Origin of the sequence: Paenibacillus durus (assembly GCF_000756615.1) — a bacterium.
Taxonomy (GTDB): Bacteria; Bacillota; Bacilli; order Paenibacillales; family Paenibacillaceae; genus Paenibacillus_AQ; species Paenibacillus_AQ durus.
In genome coordinates this window covers 3,322,620-3,339,066 of sequence record NZ_CP009288.1, presented here as the reverse complement: position 1 = coordinate 3,339,066, position 16,447 = coordinate 3,322,620, and the positions used below count along the sequence as shown (strand labels likewise).

The window sequence follows — 16,447 nt, the reverse complement described above, 5'->3', positions numbered from 1 at the left end:
TAACTATAGAAGGAAGCGGCAAAAATGGTCAATATTCTGGTTGTTGATGATAATGAAAGTATCCGAAAGCTGATGACAACATATTTAATCCGCGATGGATATCACGTTTTTGCCGCTTCTGATGGATTGAAAGCATTGGAAGTGCTGGATACGGAGCATATTGATCTAATGATCGCGGATATTATGATGCCGAATATGGATGGCTATACGTTAACCGAAGAACTAAGAGGCTCTAGACATGATCTCCCAATCTTGATGATTACAGCGAAGGAAACCTTTGAAGATAAGAAAAAAGGCTTCCTCGTCGGCACCGATGACTACATGGTCAAGCCGATTGATTTTGATGAAATGCTGTTGAGGGTCCATGCATTGCTTCGCCGGGCCAAAATTTCCAATGAGCATCGTATCGTAATCGGCGACGTTATCCTTGATTATGAAACGTTAACGGTCACAACCCCAGCCGAAACCTTCGTTTTGCCCAAAAAAGAATTTTACCTATTGTTTAAGCTGTTAAGCTATCCGCAAAAGATATTTACGCGGCAGGACCTTATGGATGAAATTTGGGGGCTGGATCATGACACCGACGAACGGACCATTGATGTCCATATCAAGCGCTTGCGCGAGAAATTCGATGGATTCGAGGGATTTAAAATCATCACCGTCAGGGGACTTGGGTACAAGGTGGACAAGCTGATATGAAAAAGCCCCGTCTGCTCAACTCCATTTATGCCAAATTCGCGATCCTTTTTTTGCTGATATGGTGGGTATTAAACTCATTGACCTTCGGTGTGACGATTAATGTCATTGCAAACAGTTTTTTCGATAAATTGTCTATGGACCATGACCAGTTAATGGCTGAATTTAGAAGAGTCCGGATGATTACCGGTCTTGTATTTCTTGTTAGCGCCGCCGTAGGAACAATCATCATCTTAATTGCGGTAAGGAGTATTGTTAAACCGATCAAGAGGCTGTCCAAGGCGTCGAAAGAAGTGGCCAAAGGCAACTTCGACATTGAGGTAAAAGTAACCAGCGGAGATGAAATGGGGCAGTTAACCGCCGATTTTAACTTGATGACCAAGGAACTGAAAAATATCGATGTGCTGCGCAAAGACTTCGTATCCAGCGTGTCACACGAGTTTAAGACGCCTATTACATCCATAAAAGGCTTTGCCAAGCTTATTAGAGACAATCGGCTGACGGACGAGCAATTCTCGGAATACACCGAAATCATCGTGAACGAAAGTGAGCGGCTGTCGGTGCTTTCGTCCAATTTATTAAAGCTGTCCGAGCTGGATAGTAAAGTGATAAGAGAGCAGGCGACCGTATTTTCGCTGGATGAACAGATCAGGAAAGCGGTATTAATCCTGGAAGCCGCGTGGTCCAAGAAAGAGATTGAATTTGACATCGATTTAGAGGAAGTAATCATAACGGGCGATGAGCATTTGCTTCAGGAGGTCTGGCTGAACCTGATTCAGAATGCCATTAAATTTTCAAATCAGCAGGGCATGATAAAAATTGGTCTGTACAGAAGCGGAGAGCTCGTAAAAGTGGAGATTGCAGACCATGGCATCGGGATCCGGGCAGAGGATAAGGAGCGCGTTTTTGAACGGTTCTATAAAGGCGACAAATCACGTTCGCAGGACGGAAATGGATTGGGGCTGGTTATCGTCAAAAAAATCGTTGAGATGTCGGGTGGAAAGGTATACTTTGAAAGTGAGCCAGGCAGAGGCACTACATTTATTGTTGAACTTTGTCAAACTTCACCATTCCATTCTGCATAGAAATGATTTAAGAACTCTACCATAATGTCATGCCTTCTTTGAGCTTTTTGTGCTCCAATTTCTGTATTCATTAAATCTTTTAATAATAATAGTTTTTCATAGAAATGACTGATCGTATCATTGTTAAATGACGGATTATACATGGGTCTATTAACGTATCCACCATAAGTAAATGCTCTACCTATACCCATCGCCCCAATGGCGTCAAGTCTGTCGGCATCTTGAACAATTTTTGCTTCGATTGTAGACAATATATGCTTATTAGTTCCACTTTTAAAAGAAATGTTATTCGCTATGTATACTACCGCTTCAATAATTTCTTTAGAAACTTCTAATTCACCCAAGAAATCTGAAATAATCCTTCTTCGATCATCGTCAGTGTACCCAAATTTATGGTCAGCAATATCATGAAGCAACGCTCCTAGTTCAACAATAAAACAATCCGCTTCTTTTGTTTGTTTAGCAATATCAGCAGCATTATTATAGACTCTAACAATATGCCACCAATCATGTCCTGAACCTTCGCCTTCAAGCCTTTCTTTTACAAATTGTTTTGTCTTCTCCAGAACGAGTTCTTTGTTCATCATTAAATCCCCTCTATTATAGCTTCAGCCAATCCCGGAGCAGTGTCCAAATCAGCAGCGTTGTATGCCTCTTATTATAACAGGTGCCAGATCTAATCATCCGGTTGTTTTGTTGTCCTTTCATCAAAAATGTTTGAAAATTGTAAAATATATCAAATCTATATTCTATTCCAAAATCTCCTATGCTATTCTAATAGCGGCCATCCATGGTCAAAATCCAATGAAGAGAGTGGAGGAATGAATGATGTTTCAAAGCTTCCTGCGGCTCCGCAAAACCTGGACGAGCCTGATGATTGCCGCTGTGCTGGTATCGGCATTAGGGATTCCATCGCTTAGGGTCAACGCGGAAGGACCGTCCGATCCGGCGCCCAGCATCACCCCGGTTACGGCGAACGGCAAGAAGGTTCTGTTCGACAATACACATGCGCAGACCGCAGGCGCGGCGGATTGGGTCATCGACGGCGGCTTCTCGGATTTCGCCAACGGGCTCACGGCCGAAGGATATTACGTTAAGGAGCTTCGCAAGAGCACGGCGATTACCTTGTCGGATCTGTCCGGCTATGATGTATTCGTCATTCCGGAAGCTAATATCCCTTACAAGACATCGGAGCAGACCGCTCTGCTTAACTATGTACAGGGCGGCGGGAGCATTTTCTTCATCAGCGATCATTACAACGCAGACCGGAACAAAAACCGTTGGGACGCATCGGAGGTCTTCAACGGCTATCGGCGGGGAGCCTGGTCGAATCCTGCGCTCGGAATGAGCACGGAGGAAGCTGCTTCGTCCGCGATGTCCGGGGTCGCCAGCGCGGACTGGCTGTCTTCCAACTTCGGTGTACGATTCCGCTACAACGCGCTTGGCGACGTGACAGCAAATAATATCGTGACACCGTCGCAAGCATTCAATATTACAAGCGGGGTATCCACCGTGGCCGTCCACGCCGGTTCAACGCTCGCCATTACCGACCCGGCGAAGGCGAAGGGAATCGTCTATGTTCCGACGACGGCTACCGCCTGGCCGAGTGCAGTGGATACCGGAGTTTATAACGGCGGCGGGGTTGCGGAAGGGCCGTTTGTCGCTGTAGCCAAGGTTAGCGGCGGCAAAGCGGGCTTTATTGGAGATTCCTCCCCGGTCGAAGACGCTTCACCTAAATATAAGAAAGAAGAGACGGGCGGCACCAAAACGACGTACAACGGCTATGGGGAGGCGGACGACGCCACTCTCTTGATCAACATGGTCAACTGGCTCGCGACGCCGGAGAGCTATACAACACTCTCCTCGGTACCGGGGCTTACACTGGATACGGCAACTCCGTTGTACAGCTGGGAAGCGCCCTCCAGTTCCATGGAGCTGGAGACTGAGCCTTGGGCATCGCCAGCTGCCGGGTACAAATGGTATGATCCTTCCACGTTTAAGACCGGCTCTTATGGTGCCAACTCGGCCTCCACCACAACGCCAACTTATGCGTTCAGCCATCAAGCGACGCTTCCAAACCATTATGAGTTCGAGGTAGAAGTGATCGCCACCGGTCTGACGGCCAACTCGACGACCTCCGGCTACAGCCTCGGAGTATACACCAGTACGGGGACGCAAGTCGCGAAGGTGAAGAACAGCGACGGTTCGTGGCCGTCATCCTATGGCTACAGCTCAACCTTCTCGCTGACGGCCAATTCAAGCGGTGTTGCCTCCAAGATATTAACGGTAACCATCAATCCGAGCGTAACCGGCGCAGCCAATATGCGATTGAGATTGAGCGGTACAGCAAAATACACCGAGGCTGTGACGATAGCAGACGTTCCTGTCGAGTAATTCGAATCGGATCTGCGCGTCACGCTGCCGGCAACTACGCTAATGGACTTATGCTCTAAATGGAGCGGGTAGCGGCATAGAACGTTACCCCGCTCCAATCATTGATGAACTGTCCAGTCATTTAACTCTGTTCGCAGCGCACCTTTCCTTTTCTAACCGTGTTAGGTTTCCGCTCTGAAATATACGAACCGATTAGGGTCAGGAAGGCGCCTGCCAGGGTAGCCCAGGTAATCTGTTCATGCAAAATAAGGGCAGAGGCCGCCACTGTAATCACAGGCACAATATAAATGTACACGCTTGTTTTTACCGCTCCCAATATTCCCACCGCCCGGTTCCAGGTCACAAAACATAATGCGGAGGCACCAAGGCCCAAGTACAGCAAGTTTGTAACATTTGAAATGTTATGGAATCGATCCAGGCCAAGATTGAAATGATTCAGGAATAACACCGGCAGCATAAACAGCAGTCCATAAAAGAACACTCGGCGGGTAGAGCCAATCGTATGATGCTTTAGCCCGCTTATTTTTCGCATCAAGACAGAATAAACCGCCCAAACCGCAGGGGCCAAGAATGCCAATAGGTCTCCGATCGGGTTCAGCTGCAAGAGAAAATTCCCGTTTAGCCCGATCAATACAATACCTGACAGCGCAAGCGAAAATCCGATCATAAATGGAGCGTTTAGTTTTTCTTCTTCCAAAAAGAAGTGAGCCAACACCGCCGTGAAGAAGGGGGCAATCGACACAATCACGCCCACGTGGGAAGCAAGTGTATAAATAAGGGCTATATTTTCAATTAAGAAGTATAATGTGACCCCGCAAAGTCCTGCCAAGATAAACAGCAATTCTTCTTTAAAATCCTTAGTTCGGATTGGGCGAGAATAGACAAGAAGCAGAACAAAGTATCCGATGAGAAAGCGAAAAAACAGGATTTCAACGGGAGTGAAGTCAATGAGCAGTATTTTTGTGGAGATAAAGGTGGTTCCCCAGATTAAAATCGTGAACAGTGCCAACAGGTGTCCGGTAGTGTTCTTACGCTGATCCATCATGCCGTGATATCCGCAGATCGTTGCGATCCCGTTTCATGAAGAAATATACGCGCATATTGCTTGGGGGTTAAGCCAATCAGTTTTTTGAAGAAATTTGTAAAATGGCTCTGATCGCTAAACCCGGTCTGAAAGGCCACATCGATCGGCGGCATTCCTTGCTCCAACAGCCTTTTCGCATGGTTAATCCGAATAGTTGTCAGGTAGCTATACGGCGAGATTCCTTTTTGTCTTGTAAATGAACGCAGCAGGTGATATTTGCTGAGTCCTGTCAACTGGCTTAAATGATCCAGGGTAATGCTTTGTGCAATATGTGACTCTATGTATTCGCATATCATTTTGATTTCGGCGGCAGGTTCCTGAGAGGAACAGGGCGTATCCACGTCCGTATATTCTCTCAGCAGCTGCTCCAGTAGTAATAGAAACCATTCTTCTTTTTGAAAATCGGGCTGGCCCTCCATAATCATAAGATGCAGATCATGCAGGGTCACGGCCAGTTCACTGCGGAAGAGAACGGTTGGTGTGAAACAAGGCAAATACTCCGTTCCTGTAATTTCCAGCACATATTGGCGCATGACGTCCGGTTGAATGTTGATGCAGCGATAATCAAGCGTATTTCCATCGAGCTGCTCACAGGCGTGAGGATCATTGGGGTTGAAGATGACCACGTCGCCGCCGCCAATAATGTACTCCTCATTTTTACACAGCAGATGCCGCTTGCCTTGTTCAATGAAACCAATGACATAATAGTCATGAAAATGGTTGGGAAACTTCTGCATAATTCCTTCAAACCGGTACGCTTCAACCTTTAAGTCCGCATCGAAGCTTACCGTTCGAACTTCACGAGTCATCGACTGCACCTTCTTCATTCATTCAATGTGCTGTCATTATAATACGTAAACAAAGAAAATTCTTGAATAATGTTGCTGAAATGAGCAGGATCTCATGCGTGTTGTGATATCCAGGCGGGACCCATGCTATGCTTGTTCCTCATAACCGATCGCCTGAAAAATAAACTGGGTCAAGTCCTCAATAAGTAAATTCGGATTTTCTTCGCTATTACCGAGAATCTGGTTGAAATAATACGTTTTGTTGTGAAACAGGATGCTGCCAAGTACGCTGATGAAGGTGTGATCGAGTGACCGGAAATGAAATACGCCCTGTTCCCGGCCAAGCTTCAGCCAATCCCGGATAAGCGTCCAAATCGGCAGCGTCAATTTTTGTATATAGTCCATTCGAGGGGACTGCATGACGATCTCCTGCTGCAGCAGGCTGATCATTTCCGGCTCGCGCAGCCGGTAGGCGGTGATCTCCCTTATCAGCAGTTTGAGGCCCGAGGCCGCATCCATCCGGGATAGTTCGTCTCCATTTAATATATCGTGTGAAAAATATTCCTTGAACAGAGCTTCGAACACCTTATCCTTGCCACCAAAATAATACGAGACGAGCGATACGTTCGCGCCCGCCTCTTCACATATTTGCCGTACGGTTGTTGCGTTGAAGCCCTGCTGCGCGAACAGCCTTTTTGCGGCCTGTAAAATGCGCAGCTTAACGTCATTTTCTTCTGAGCCCATGCTTTTCCATTTCCCCTTTGTTCCTTCGTTCTCTGGAATTGCGTTCCGGAACTAAACGGTCCCTTGTATGCTCTTATTATAAGCGGGGCGAGCGGGGGTTTTCCAGTAAGGTCAGAGGCATGTGCCGGATTAATCGGCTTTATGATTCGGGTACCGTATTGGAACGAGTCTGACCTACGGGCGCAGCGGCCGCATTAGACGCCGGTTCCCTGCGCAGAGCGGTTGTCCCGATCATCACGAGCGCCATCACACCCGCAATGATAAGCAGCGCTGCCGCATCGCCTCTGATCCCGGGGCCGCCGAACAGCAGATTCATCAGGCCTTCAACCGCGTAAGTAGCAGGGAGTACGCTGCCGAGATTGAAGTAAAAGCCGGACAACATCTCACGCGGCATCATCGCGCCGGAGGACACGAGCTGTACAGACAGCAGTGCAATGTTGATCAGCATGCCGGCCGTGCCGAGCAGCACAATGAGCGTCTGCGCGACGATCATGAACGTGAGCACGAACAATGTCTGGTAGCCCCACAAGGCCAAAAATCCCTGTTCGACCTGTCCGCCGAGCAGCATGACGAGGGATGTTCCGACCAGCGAAACGATGATGGCCGCTGGAATTGTAATGGCGATGCGGGCGCCGAGCCGCTGCCAGCGTCCCGTGCGGGCGGAGATTGCCGTCATTGATACCTCCAGGTTCTGAGCCATGATCATCGCGCCGACAAACGAGGCGAGTACCATCATCATCGGCACCATCTGATTGTTCGTTCCATCAACGATGTTCACCGACTGAATATCGGATACGACCCGCTCGGACAGCAGATCCGACGTGGCTGCAGCTTTCTCCGCAGGCATTCCCTGAGACAGCGCAGCCTGGGCGCCGGCCGCGATTGCCTGCTTGTTCGCTGCTGCCGTTACCTGGGAGGCGATGGAGGTCATGATGCTCTTGATCATCGCAGGATTGGATTCGTTCACAACATACTGAATGGATGCCTTACTGTCCCGTCCCGCCACAAGCGAGGTAAAGTCGGCGGGTATATGCACAATCATCTGAATGTCGCGGTCTTCCAGCCGCTCCCGCGCGGACGCCATATCCGCTGCCGTCTCCACATGGACGGGCAGCCCCGCCGACAGCTGCTTCGCTATAACGGCCCCGCTTTGCGTATCCTCGTTTACGACCGCGATGCTCAGCTCGTTGACCCGGTCCGACATACCCTCATAACCTGTCATCCAGATGATGGAGAAGAGCAGCTGAAAGAGCAGCGCAACAGCTATGCCAATTATCGTCGTCTTCATTTTCAGTAATTCCCTAATTGTGTTCATCAAGCATTCACTCCTTAAAATTCGTATGGGTATGGTATCTGCAACAATTAAAACAATTGATTTAAACATTTGTTTTAATTGTTTGTTTGAATTATAAAACGTGAAATTCTTGCTGTCAACCAAATACGAAGAGGCTGGACTTATCCACAGTTTGTCTGCGAATGAGGATGCCGGAGCTTCTCATTATGATGCTTCGATATAATATGAGAGATGATGATTCTCCGCGCAATAACAGTCAGCCGCAGATACTGGTTGGCCTTTTTGCTGTCCGCTTACAGTGAGTGCCTATGCGGTGTGTGAGAAAGCGCACGGACAAACATCATGAAATTTGAAATAGTGTAGATACACGATAAGGCAAAAGGAGAGCTATTCGACTATCATGAACAACAGGTCATCAGAGAACAAATCATCGTCAATCTGCAACTGCATCAATTTACGGCGGGCTTCGCTGGTTATTACGGAGCTGTATGATCGGTATCTTGCACCCAGTGGGCTGAATAATAGCCAGTTCTCACTCTTGCGGCACATTGATCGGCTTGGACCGGCAAGTGTCAGTGATGTGGCGCAGAAGATGCGGCTCGACCGAACAACACTTGTACGCAATTTGAAAGCTTTGGAGGAACGGGGTTATGTTCAGGATACGTCAGCCAAGGGAAGCCGGAGCCGCCAGTTGACTTTGACGGAGAGCGGGAAAGCGGTACATGCGGCTGCGGGAAAGTTGTGGGATGATGCGCAAAGCTTTGTTGAGCAATCGCTGGGTAAAGAGGATTTGGCAGCACTAACGGTTCTGTTATCTAAAGTGGAGAATCTTGCGCCTTGATGCACTCCGGTGATCTGTAAGTGCTGCCTGATTCAAAGTGATTTGTACTTTCAATTAGATCGTTATGCGTTCTTTTCGTGTATATACACGAATATGTGGGCTGTTGCGGTAAATAGATATGCCGGGAGGGAAAGAACTTGGAAATGGAAAAAGACACGAAAGAGGCAGAGGGACGTATCAAGCAATTAATCGTAGAGGAATTAAAGTCTTATGTGCGGGAGAACAAAGGGAACTTTTCCGAAGATCTACAGGCGCCTTACTACGAGGAGCCGATTGTACAATTCGCAGCTTGTGATGATCCCCTGTTTGAGGAATATAAGACCCTTATCGGTCCTGACCATGCTACGCCACGGGAAGTCTTTGAGCGGTCATTTGGCTCCGGCAGCTATGAGGGAGGCTCGGTGATCAGCGTGGTGCTGCCCATCAGCGAGGTCATTCGCCGCGCCAATCGGGCGCAGAAGGACGGGGCTTCGCGGGAGTGGGCGCTGCTTCGCACATTCGGGGATGAGTATTTTGTGACTGCGATTCGCAGGCATTTAACGGCTTATTTAAGCAGCCTTGGTTACCGGGCGGTTGCCCCGCTGGATACCGACTGGTACAGCATTCAGGGCACGGCTTCGGGGCCGGTATCCAATTGGTCTGAACGCCATGTCGCTTACGCTGCGGGCCTTGGCAGCTTCAGTATCAATGACGGCTTCATCTCAGAAAAGGGGATTGCGATCCGCTTGTTCTCCGTTGTGACCGACCTGCAGGCGGCTCCGGATGCCAGAACAGCAACAAGCCATGCGGGGAACTGCCTGCTCCACAGTAAAGGGATTTGCGGCGTCTGCATCACCCGCTGCCCGGTTCAGGCTATCAGCAAAGAGGGGCATGACAAAATCACCTGCATGAAATTTGTATATGGGCAAGCCTCCCGGGACTTTGCGGTGGCCAATGGCGGAAATGCCAAATCGGGAGCCGGCTGCGGTCTGTGCCAGACCAAAGTGCCTTGTGAGAGCAGAAATCCGATGCGGACTGCGCGGTGAACATAGTGTATTGTCCAGACTGGTCAAAATGGAATCCCAATCAAGTGTAGTTGCTCGTAGCTCGTGCCCACATTTCGCCGTGGACGCAGCCCTCATCATCCCTCGTTTTTTCTTTGTTCCATTCAAAGAGCGCAACAGCCAACAACGTTTTGGCGGCAAGCATTAGTTCGAAATAGGCACGATGATACGCTTCGGATCGCTTACCGAATGGCGCAGTGAATCAGAAGGGTTCTCAGAGTATAACAAATATCGTAATACTTTATAAATTTATCCATATATATGTTTTTGTAAGACATCACAAAAATGAAGAGATGAAATTATATGTCAACTAAAATACTTATTTCCAGCGTTACTTCTTCACCAACCCCTCAACCTGGCCAGTCAAGCCGTTCCAGCGGGAACTTTTCAACGGAAACTCTTCCTGCCAACACAATCAATTTTCAGTGGGAAATATCGTCTTTTGGAAATGATAATCCCAATTCGATAAGTTTCATTGTAGCGCGAGATGTAAGCGGCGGCAGCGATCCAACTATTTTTTCTGGCGTAGTTAACGGTAAGTATACAGATGTTTATGAAAGTAGATCTCTTTATATTGCAAATCCAAAAGGCGCAACAGCCAAATTTGTAGTAAGCGTATACGCGATAACAAGGTAAGAGTACGTTATAAAGCAGCACAATAAACAAAAAATCCCCGCCCAGCCACACGGCCAAGCGGGGATCGTTGTTTTTTTGCTGATGTTGATTGTGTGGGTTGTATGGCCGTACATATCGAAACCGACTCACCCTGCACCGGCGTGCTAGTCGCGTCGAAATCCCCCTTCCCGCTCCTCCCAGTTCTCCTGAACTTCAGGCCAGTGCTGCGCTGCATCAACGCCCCCACAAGAGGGTGACTCCAAACTCAGGGAACTACCCCGCCATCCCGCCGCGTGAATAGTTCACCTTCACCAAATCGTGATCCGGCCAAAAATAACTCAGTAAGTCCTTGCAAATCGTTGCACTTATGTGTCACTCTCAATGGAGATTCGCTGAATACTCTTGAGCAAAGATAATCATATGAGCTTTCGATACACCATCAATCGTAAGCAATGACTACCCAGGAAAACAAACAAAGGGAGATGACCTGCAAGACTCATCGACGTGATTAGGGTCAGGGTGGATGGAACGAAATAAGCAATCCGGCAACGGATGATGAGAACTTACTCCTGACGATGGGGAACTGACGAAGGAAAGCCGTGTGAGGGAAATCCGCTTGCACGGTTTGACGTGGAGTCCAAGGGAGTAATCCCTCGTCTTACCCTACTTGGAAGGGAAAGAGAAGTTCCGGTATATCCTGGCATAACGTGAGATACGAAGCTTCTAGCGATATTATCGCTATATTTTAATGCCTGCTGGTCTGATGATGTATCACTAAACGGAGAGAGTAACAGTCCTGTTTTTGCACGTAAATCTTTCATTAAGTATCCAAGTATGGAGGGAGACCGTGAGTAATATATTGGAAGGCTTGTTTTACGGGAATTTGCGTCCTGACGAATGCATCCATCCGAACCTCGATCTATTCCGCCGCCTCTTTTGTCCACGGGTTTCGGATGGGCGCATTAATGATGGTTGAAGTGTATGGCGGAGGAGAGGGTTTTGTTCAGAGAAAAACATAATGAAGTGCTGGTGAAGCCGGAGCGCGGATGGCCCCGTGCTGTTAGACTAAGAAGTGGATACGGAGAAATATGATTGATAAAAGCCAATAAAGACCCGCAGAAGCGAGTCTTTTTGGCTTTTTACTGTGTCTTCAAACCATTGATTTCCAGCTCAGCATGGCTAACGTATCACTTGGTTGCTCGGAGGCTAATAAATCTAGCTTTTCACTTAAATTTCTGACGCTTTGCTTGATGTCGCTTATATCATCCTTGATCGGTTTAAGTTTCATATATGAAGCACTGACACTGTTGTTAGTGCTTTTTTATTTTATTATTGATCGTGCACTTGGTATTTCCGCCTGACGCAGCTTGTAATTTAGTTGACACGATCAACATTGAGGATTATTATATAGTTGATCAAGTCAACTATGGAGGGATATAAATGGACCTTTTAACTTTAGCGAAATATGTTGGAATATTTAACAGGCAAACTCAGGCGTATATTACGACTGCTTTTAGCAGCATGGATATCAGTTTCTCTGAATGCATCTTTCTGATGAATCTATATGACAACGAAGGAATCAACCAGGAAGAGCTGTCATCCCTGTTGTTTATTGATAAAGCGGCAACCGCCAGGTCGATAAAATCACTCGAACAAAAGGGATTTATAACGCGTGAGATGATGAAGGATGACAGAAGAGCCAAAAAACTATTCTTAACCAACAAAGCAAGAGATCATAAAGCTCATTTCTACATGCTTTTGGAGAAGTGGAAGGACCACACCACCGAGGGGATGGATGAAGAAACTAAAGATGTGGTTTTTAAAGGGCTTCAGGCGATGGCAGAAAAGTCTGCAAGCGCAAATCTTATTGAATTATCCGAATATACGAAAGAAGGTAATGAGAATGCCACTAAATCCCAAACTGAATAAATTACTTGAAACCGACTTTGAGAAAATATATGCTCTGCCGCTTGATCAACAGAGAGAATGGTATGCAAGAAGCTGGGATGATTGTAAAGAGAGCATTGTGGAAGTCGGCTCCGTAAACGATCTCATCGTAAAAACATCCGTAAGGGATACCCTGATTAGAGTCTATCATCCCAAAGGAAATGGTCCTCATCCTGCTTTTATTTGGATTCATGGCGGCGGGTTTGTGTTTGGAAATATTGAAGTGTATGACTCTGTCTGCCGCAGGATCGTAAACAATGCAAACTGTACGGTAATATCCATAGAATACGGATTGTCACCGGAATACAAGTTTCCCCTGCCTGTAGAAGAATGCTATGAGACTGTAAAATGGGTATCTGATCATGCTGAAAAGCTGAATATATTGGCCGATAAAATCTCCATTGGAGGCGACAGCGTAGGTGGAACTCTTTCCGCTGTAATTAGTCAGCTTTCCAGGGATAAAGGGGAACTCAAGATTATTTATCAAGTTATCATTAACGCAATGTTAGATTTGCTGGGCGAAACCAAACCCAAATCCCGGGTGGAAAACGCTGAAGGTTACAGGATTACAACCAAAGGCATCGAATGGTTTGTTCGCCAGTATTTGAACGAGTTAAGCGAGGCGAACAATCCATTGGCTTCGCCGTTGCTGGCAGAAAATTTCGCAGAGCTTCCAGCCGCGTGCATCATTACCTCAGAATACGATCCGTTAAGAGATGAAGGCGAATTGTATGCGCAGCGTTTGGCTGCGGCCGGGGTTAACGTATATCTGAAGAGGTACAATGGAGTCATACACGGTTTTTTTAACATGCAGCACACATTGGAAGAAGCACGAGATGCTCTGGCTTTGGTATGTACAAAATTAAGAGAAGCTTTTTATGAAGATTGATCTTCATGTGCATTACTTGCCTCAGGCGTACAAGAAGGCATTGCTGAATTGCGGTGAGAACAATCCCGACGGATTTCCAACACCCGCATGGAGTCCGGAAATGCATTTGGAGGCCATGGATCATTTGGGCATTACTACTTCCATGCTTTCCTTATCATCGCCCCATATTAATTTTGGAGACAAGAATGCCGCTAAAGCCTTGGCCCGAATAGCCAACGAAGACGGTGCGGAACTTGTGAGGAAATATCCGGGGAAGTTTGGCTTGTTTGCCTCTTTGCCATTGCCTGATATTGAGCACAGTATTGCAGAAATTCAATACGCAATGGATGTTTTGCATGTGGATGGTTTCACGTTGCCTACCAATACACTGGGAGTGTATCTGGGAAATCCATGCCTGGATGCAATATTTGAAGAGTTAAACAGGCATAAATCCGTTGTCACTCTTCATCCCAATAAACCCGGTCGTGTCCCTGAGCATGTTGTGGAAGGCTTGCCTATTCCCATGATGGAATTTTTCTTCGATACAACTCGCACAGTCATCAACATGATATTAACAGGAACCCTGAATCGTTTCTCCGATATTAAATTCATCATCCCCCATGCAGGAGCGTTTCTGCCGGTACTTGCAGATAGGATCGCACCTGCTCTTCAAATGACGCCTTCATCATTTGGTGAACAAATTGGAACAGACGTAGTGGATATCTATGCTGCTTTGCAAGGACTGTACTATGACCTGGCCGGAGCTTGCCTGCCAAGGCAACTGGCTAACGTGATGCCAATCGTTGGAATAGACCATTTAGTGTATGGCAGTGACTACCCATATACACCTGATTTCGCCTGCATGGCTTTAGCAGATGCCTTGGACATCACAGAAATGCTAACGGAAGAACAGCGCCGGCTCATTTATTGTGAAAATGCGCTGCGTTTATTCCCGAGATTAACGACTGGTTAATAAAGTATATCTTATTTGCGGTTTTCCTCAAAAAGTAAGATATTGACAGAGATTAATATATCGGAATAATATATACCTATAAGACATATATCTAAACAACATATATGGAGGGTCATTATGTTGGAGAACATTATGTTAGGTTTTTTAATGTACGGTGAAATGAGTGGTTATGACCTGAAGCAGCGTATGTTAAAGAGTACATCAAATTTTTTTGATGCAAGCTTTGGAACTATTTATACTGCGCTAAAAAGAATGGAGGTTAAGGGTGCCATATGTTCGCGCGAGGTTGTTGATGGAGGGAAGTATAAAAAGTTGTATTCCATAACCGAGTATGGGAAGTCTGATTTTACGAATTGGCTGGAACAGCCCGTAGATTTTACAAGGACAAAACCAGATCATCTCATAAAAGTTTTCTTTTTCGGATTCTTGCCAAAAGAAAAGGCAATATCAAACTTGAAAGCCTTTATTGAAGAAGTTGAAGAAGTCCACAATAGTCTAAAAATACTTGAAAACCAAATAAAGGAAACGAGTGATGTTTATCAGTTTTCTACGTTAATTTTTGGAATTAACTATTATAAATACGTAATAGATTGGAGCCATAATTTATTGGGCGATTTGGAGAATATAAAAAAAGGGGTGTGAAATATGAAGATTGTGGTTTTGAATGGAAGTCCCAAGGGCGATGATAGTGTGACCCTACATTATATAAAATATATTGAGAAGAAATTTCCGCAACATGTATTTACTTACTTGAATGTAGCACATTCTATTAAAAAGCTTGAGAATGATTTAGCCTTTTTTGGAAATGTTATGGAGAGTGTGAAAAGCTCTGATGGTGTGATTTGGGCATTCCCGCTATATGTTTGCTTGGTGCATTCAAATTACAAGCGCTTTATTGAATTAATCTGGGAGAGAGGGGCGCAGGATGTATTCAGGGATAAATATACTGCCTCTGTTGCTACATCCATACATTTTTTTGATCATACAGCGCTAAGTTATATTCATTCGATATGTGATGATTTGGGGATGAGGTATATTGATTTCTTCTCTGCTCATATGAATGATTTGACCAAAGAAACGGAACGAAGCAGCTTAATCTTTTTTGCAGAAAACTTTTTTGAAAGTATAAATAAAAAAATAAAGACGTTGAGAACATACATGCCAATCGAATACAACATAGGAGAATATATACCTACGGAAATAAAGGCTACAGTAGAAAACAAAGGACAAAAGATTGTTATTGTGACCGATTCAGTGGATCAGACTAAAAATATCGGTAGAATGGTGGAGCGCTTCAGAAAGCTTACCCAGGCAGAGCTTATTAACATATCTGCAATAGATATTAAGGGTGGCTGTACAGGATGCATAAAGTGTGGGTTCGATAATCAATGTATGTACGGAAAAAGTGATGACATCCAAATGATATATGAAAAAATAAGAGGGTTTGACATTATTGTCTTTGCAGGGGCTATTAAAGACAGATATTTATCGGCCAGATGGAAAATGTTTATTGATCGAAGCTTTTTTCGAACCCACCAGCCCCTGTATACAGGCAAACAGATAGGATATCTGATTTCAGGGCATTTGAGTCAGAATCATAATTTAAGAGAAATTCTGCAGACCACCACAGAGATGGATGGAGCCAACCTTGTGGGGATTCTTACTGATGAGTACGAGAACGAAATAAATGAAATGATGGAAGACTTCGCACAAAATCTTGTTCAGTTCTCTGTAAGACATTACATTAGACCGCACACCTTTCTCGGGATCGGAGGCATGAAAATATTCAGGGACGATATATGGGGACCCCTCAGATTTGTATTTCAAGGCGACCATAGATATTATAAAAAGCATAGATTTTACGATTTTCCACAAAAAAAGTATGGCATGAGAATGGTTAATGCCATTCTGATGACTTTGACAAAGATACCCCCAGTAAAGAAAACCATCCGGCAAAACATCAAAAGCTCTATGACCATACCCCATAAAAATGTCCTGAAAAATAAGTGATCAGGTAAACCTAATGAAAATTCTAGAGGGTGCATTTTTGTACCGAAATTTTATGAACCGTTTAA

The 16,447-nt window shown here is 45.8% G+C and carries 16 protein-coding genes; 11 read left to right on the top strand and 5 right to left on the bottom strand.

Features of this window, described 5'->3' with window-relative positions; translation table 11 throughout:
- The first annotated feature begins 24 nt into the window (after positions 1-24).
- Together PDUR_RS14115 and PDUR_RS14110 are read left to right on the top strand one after the other, a co-directional pair.
- Complete coding sequence (locus PDUR_RS14115) at positions 25-699, top strand: response regulator transcription factor (RefSeq protein ID WP_042206827.1); 675 nt, start codon at positions 25-27, stop codon at positions 697-699.
- Entirely contained in the window at positions 696-1,781 is a 1,086-nt protein-coding gene (locus PDUR_RS14110) for a sensor histidine kinase (RefSeq protein WP_042206826.1), read from the top strand. The genes PDUR_RS14115 and PDUR_RS14110 overlap by 4 nt, the downstream gene beginning before the upstream one ends.
- On the opposite strand, the gene PDUR_RS14105 is transcribed toward PDUR_RS14110, so the two are convergent.
- Positions 1,754-2,368: an HD domain-containing protein gene (locus tag PDUR_RS14105; RefSeq protein WP_233277376.1), complete on the bottom strand. Its 615-nt coding sequence runs from the start codon at positions 2,366-2,368 to the stop codon at positions 1,754-1,756. The two genes, PDUR_RS14110 and PDUR_RS14105, sit on opposite strands and share 28 nt — an antisense overlap.
- A gap of 241 nt (positions 2,369-2,609) precedes the next feature.
- Here PDUR_RS14105 and PDUR_RS14100 point away from each other — a divergent pair, with 241 nt between their 5' ends.
- Positions 2,610-4,175 (top strand): DNA-binding protein, encoded by a 1,566-nt coding sequence (locus PDUR_RS14100; protein ID WP_042206824.1) that lies wholly within the window; start codon positions 2,610-2,612, stop codon positions 4,173-4,175.
- Positions 4,176-4,296: 121 nt separating this feature from the next.
- Here PDUR_RS14100 and PDUR_RS14095 read toward each other — a convergent pair whose 3' ends face one another.
- From PDUR_RS14095 to PDUR_RS14080, 4 genes are all read right to left on the bottom strand, one after another.
- Entirely contained in the window at positions 4,297-5,217 is a 921-nt protein-coding gene (locus PDUR_RS14095; protein WP_042209369.1) for a DMT family transporter, read from the bottom strand.
- Complete coding sequence (locus PDUR_RS14090; protein ID WP_042206823.1) at positions 5,217-6,068, bottom strand: helix-turn-helix domain-containing protein; 852 nt, start codon at positions 6,066-6,068, stop codon at positions 5,217-5,219. Before PDUR_RS14090 ends, PDUR_RS14095 begins: the two co-directional genes overlap by 1 nt.
- A 126-nt stretch (positions 6,069-6,194) precedes the next feature.
- Complete coding sequence (locus tag PDUR_RS14085) at positions 6,195-6,791, bottom strand: TetR/AcrR family transcriptional regulator (RefSeq protein WP_042206822.1); 597 nt, start codon at positions 6,789-6,791, stop codon at positions 6,195-6,197.
- 139 nt (positions 6,792-6,930) lie between these two features.
- Positions 6,931-8,106, bottom strand: coding sequence for a YhgE/Pip domain-containing protein (locus PDUR_RS14080; protein WP_042206821.1), 1,176 nt, complete (start codon positions 8,104-8,106; stop codon positions 6,931-6,933).
- 379 nt (positions 8,107-8,485) lie between these two features.
- On the opposite strand from PDUR_RS14080, the gene PDUR_RS14075 reads away from it, so the two are divergent.
- From PDUR_RS14075 to PDUR_RS14045, 8 genes are all read left to right on the top strand, one after another.
- Entirely contained in the window at positions 8,486-8,926 is a 441-nt protein-coding gene (locus PDUR_RS14075) for a MarR family winged helix-turn-helix transcriptional regulator (protein WP_042206820.1), read from the top strand.
- Between the two features lie 143 nt (positions 8,927-9,069).
- On the top strand, positions 9,070-9,951 hold the full coding sequence (locus PDUR_RS14070; protein ID WP_042209368.1) for a hypothetical protein: 882 nt from the start codon (positions 9,070-9,072) through the stop codon (positions 9,949-9,951).
- A 321-nt stretch (positions 9,952-10,272) separates the two neighbouring features.
- Positions 10,273-10,605, top strand: coding sequence for a DeoR family transcriptional regulator (locus PDUR_RS28170; protein ID WP_081949524.1), 333 nt, complete (start codon positions 10,273-10,275; stop codon positions 10,603-10,605).
- Between the two features lie 1,419 nt (positions 10,606-12,024).
- Positions 12,025-12,513, top strand: coding sequence for a MarR family winged helix-turn-helix transcriptional regulator (locus PDUR_RS14065; protein WP_042206819.1), 489 nt, complete (start codon positions 12,025-12,027; stop codon positions 12,511-12,513).
- On the top strand, positions 12,488-13,420 hold the full coding sequence (locus tag PDUR_RS14060; protein WP_042206818.1) for an alpha/beta hydrolase: 933 nt from the start codon (positions 12,488-12,490) through the stop codon (positions 13,418-13,420). The genes PDUR_RS14065 and PDUR_RS14060 overlap by 26 nt, the downstream gene beginning before the upstream one ends.
- Positions 13,410-14,372, top strand: coding sequence for an amidohydrolase family protein (locus PDUR_RS14055; RefSeq protein ID WP_042206817.1), 963 nt, complete (start codon positions 13,410-13,412; stop codon positions 14,370-14,372). Before PDUR_RS14060 ends, PDUR_RS14055 begins: the two co-directional genes overlap by 11 nt.
- 117 nt (positions 14,373-14,489) lie before the next feature.
- Complete coding sequence (locus tag PDUR_RS14050; RefSeq protein ID WP_042206816.1) at positions 14,490-15,014, top strand: PadR family transcriptional regulator; 525 nt, start codon at positions 14,490-14,492, stop codon at positions 15,012-15,014.
- A gap of 3 nt (positions 15,015-15,017) precedes the next feature.
- On the top strand, positions 15,018-16,382 hold the full coding sequence (locus tag PDUR_RS14045; protein ID WP_042206815.1) for a flavodoxin family protein: 1,365 nt from the start codon (positions 15,018-15,020) through the stop codon (positions 16,380-16,382).
- The last annotated feature ends 65 nt before the right edge of the window (positions 16,383-16,447 follow it).

Coding starts and splice junctions, on each gene's coding strand:
- PDUR_RS14115 (WP_042206827.1), top strand. CDS start 25: ATGGTCAATATTCTGGTTGTTGATGATAATGAAAGTATCCGAAAGCTG.
- PDUR_RS14110 (WP_042206826.1), top strand. CDS start 696: ATGAAAAAGCCCCGTCTGCTCAACTCCATTTATGCCAAATTCGCGATC.
- PDUR_RS14105 (WP_233277376.1), bottom strand. CDS start 2,368: ATGATGAACAAAGAACTCGTTCTGGAGAAGACAAAACAATTTGTAAAA.
- PDUR_RS14100 (WP_042206824.1), top strand. CDS start 2,610: ATGTTTCAAAGCTTCCTGCGGCTCCGCAAAACCTGGACGAGCCTGATG.
- PDUR_RS14095 (WP_042209369.1), bottom strand. CDS start 5,217: ATGGATCAGCGTAAGAACACTACCGGACACCTGTTGGCACTGTTCACG.
- PDUR_RS14090 (WP_042206823.1), bottom strand. CDS start 6,068: ATGACTCGTGAAGTTCGAACGGTAAGCTTCGATGCGGACTTAAAGGTT.
- PDUR_RS14085 (WP_042206822.1), bottom strand. CDS start 6,791: ATGGGCTCAGAAGAAAATGACGTTAAGCTGCGCATTTTACAGGCCGCA.
- PDUR_RS14080 (WP_042206821.1), bottom strand. CDS start 8,106: ATGAACACAATTAGGGAATTACTGAAAATGAAGACGACGATAATTGGC.
- PDUR_RS14075 (WP_042206820.1), top strand. CDS start 8,486: ATGAACAACAGGTCATCAGAGAACAAATCATCGTCAATCTGCAACTGC.
- PDUR_RS14070 (WP_042209368.1), top strand. CDS start 9,070: ATGGAAAAAGACACGAAAGAGGCAGAGGGACGTATCAAGCAATTAATC.
- PDUR_RS28170 (WP_081949524.1), top strand. CDS start 10,273: ATGTCAACTAAAATACTTATTTCCAGCGTTACTTCTTCACCAACCCCT.
- PDUR_RS14065 (WP_042206819.1), top strand. CDS start 12,025: ATGGACCTTTTAACTTTAGCGAAATATGTTGGAATATTTAACAGGCAA.
- PDUR_RS14060 (WP_042206818.1), top strand. CDS start 12,488: ATGCCACTAAATCCCAAACTGAATAAATTACTTGAAACCGACTTTGAG.
- PDUR_RS14055 (WP_042206817.1), top strand. CDS start 13,410: ATGAAGATTGATCTTCATGTGCATTACTTGCCTCAGGCGTACAAGAAG.
- PDUR_RS14050 (WP_042206816.1), top strand. CDS start 14,490: ATGTTGGAGAACATTATGTTAGGTTTTTTAATGTACGGTGAAATGAGT.
- PDUR_RS14045 (WP_042206815.1), top strand. CDS start 15,018: ATGAAGATTGTGGTTTTGAATGGAAGTCCCAAGGGCGATGATAGTGTG.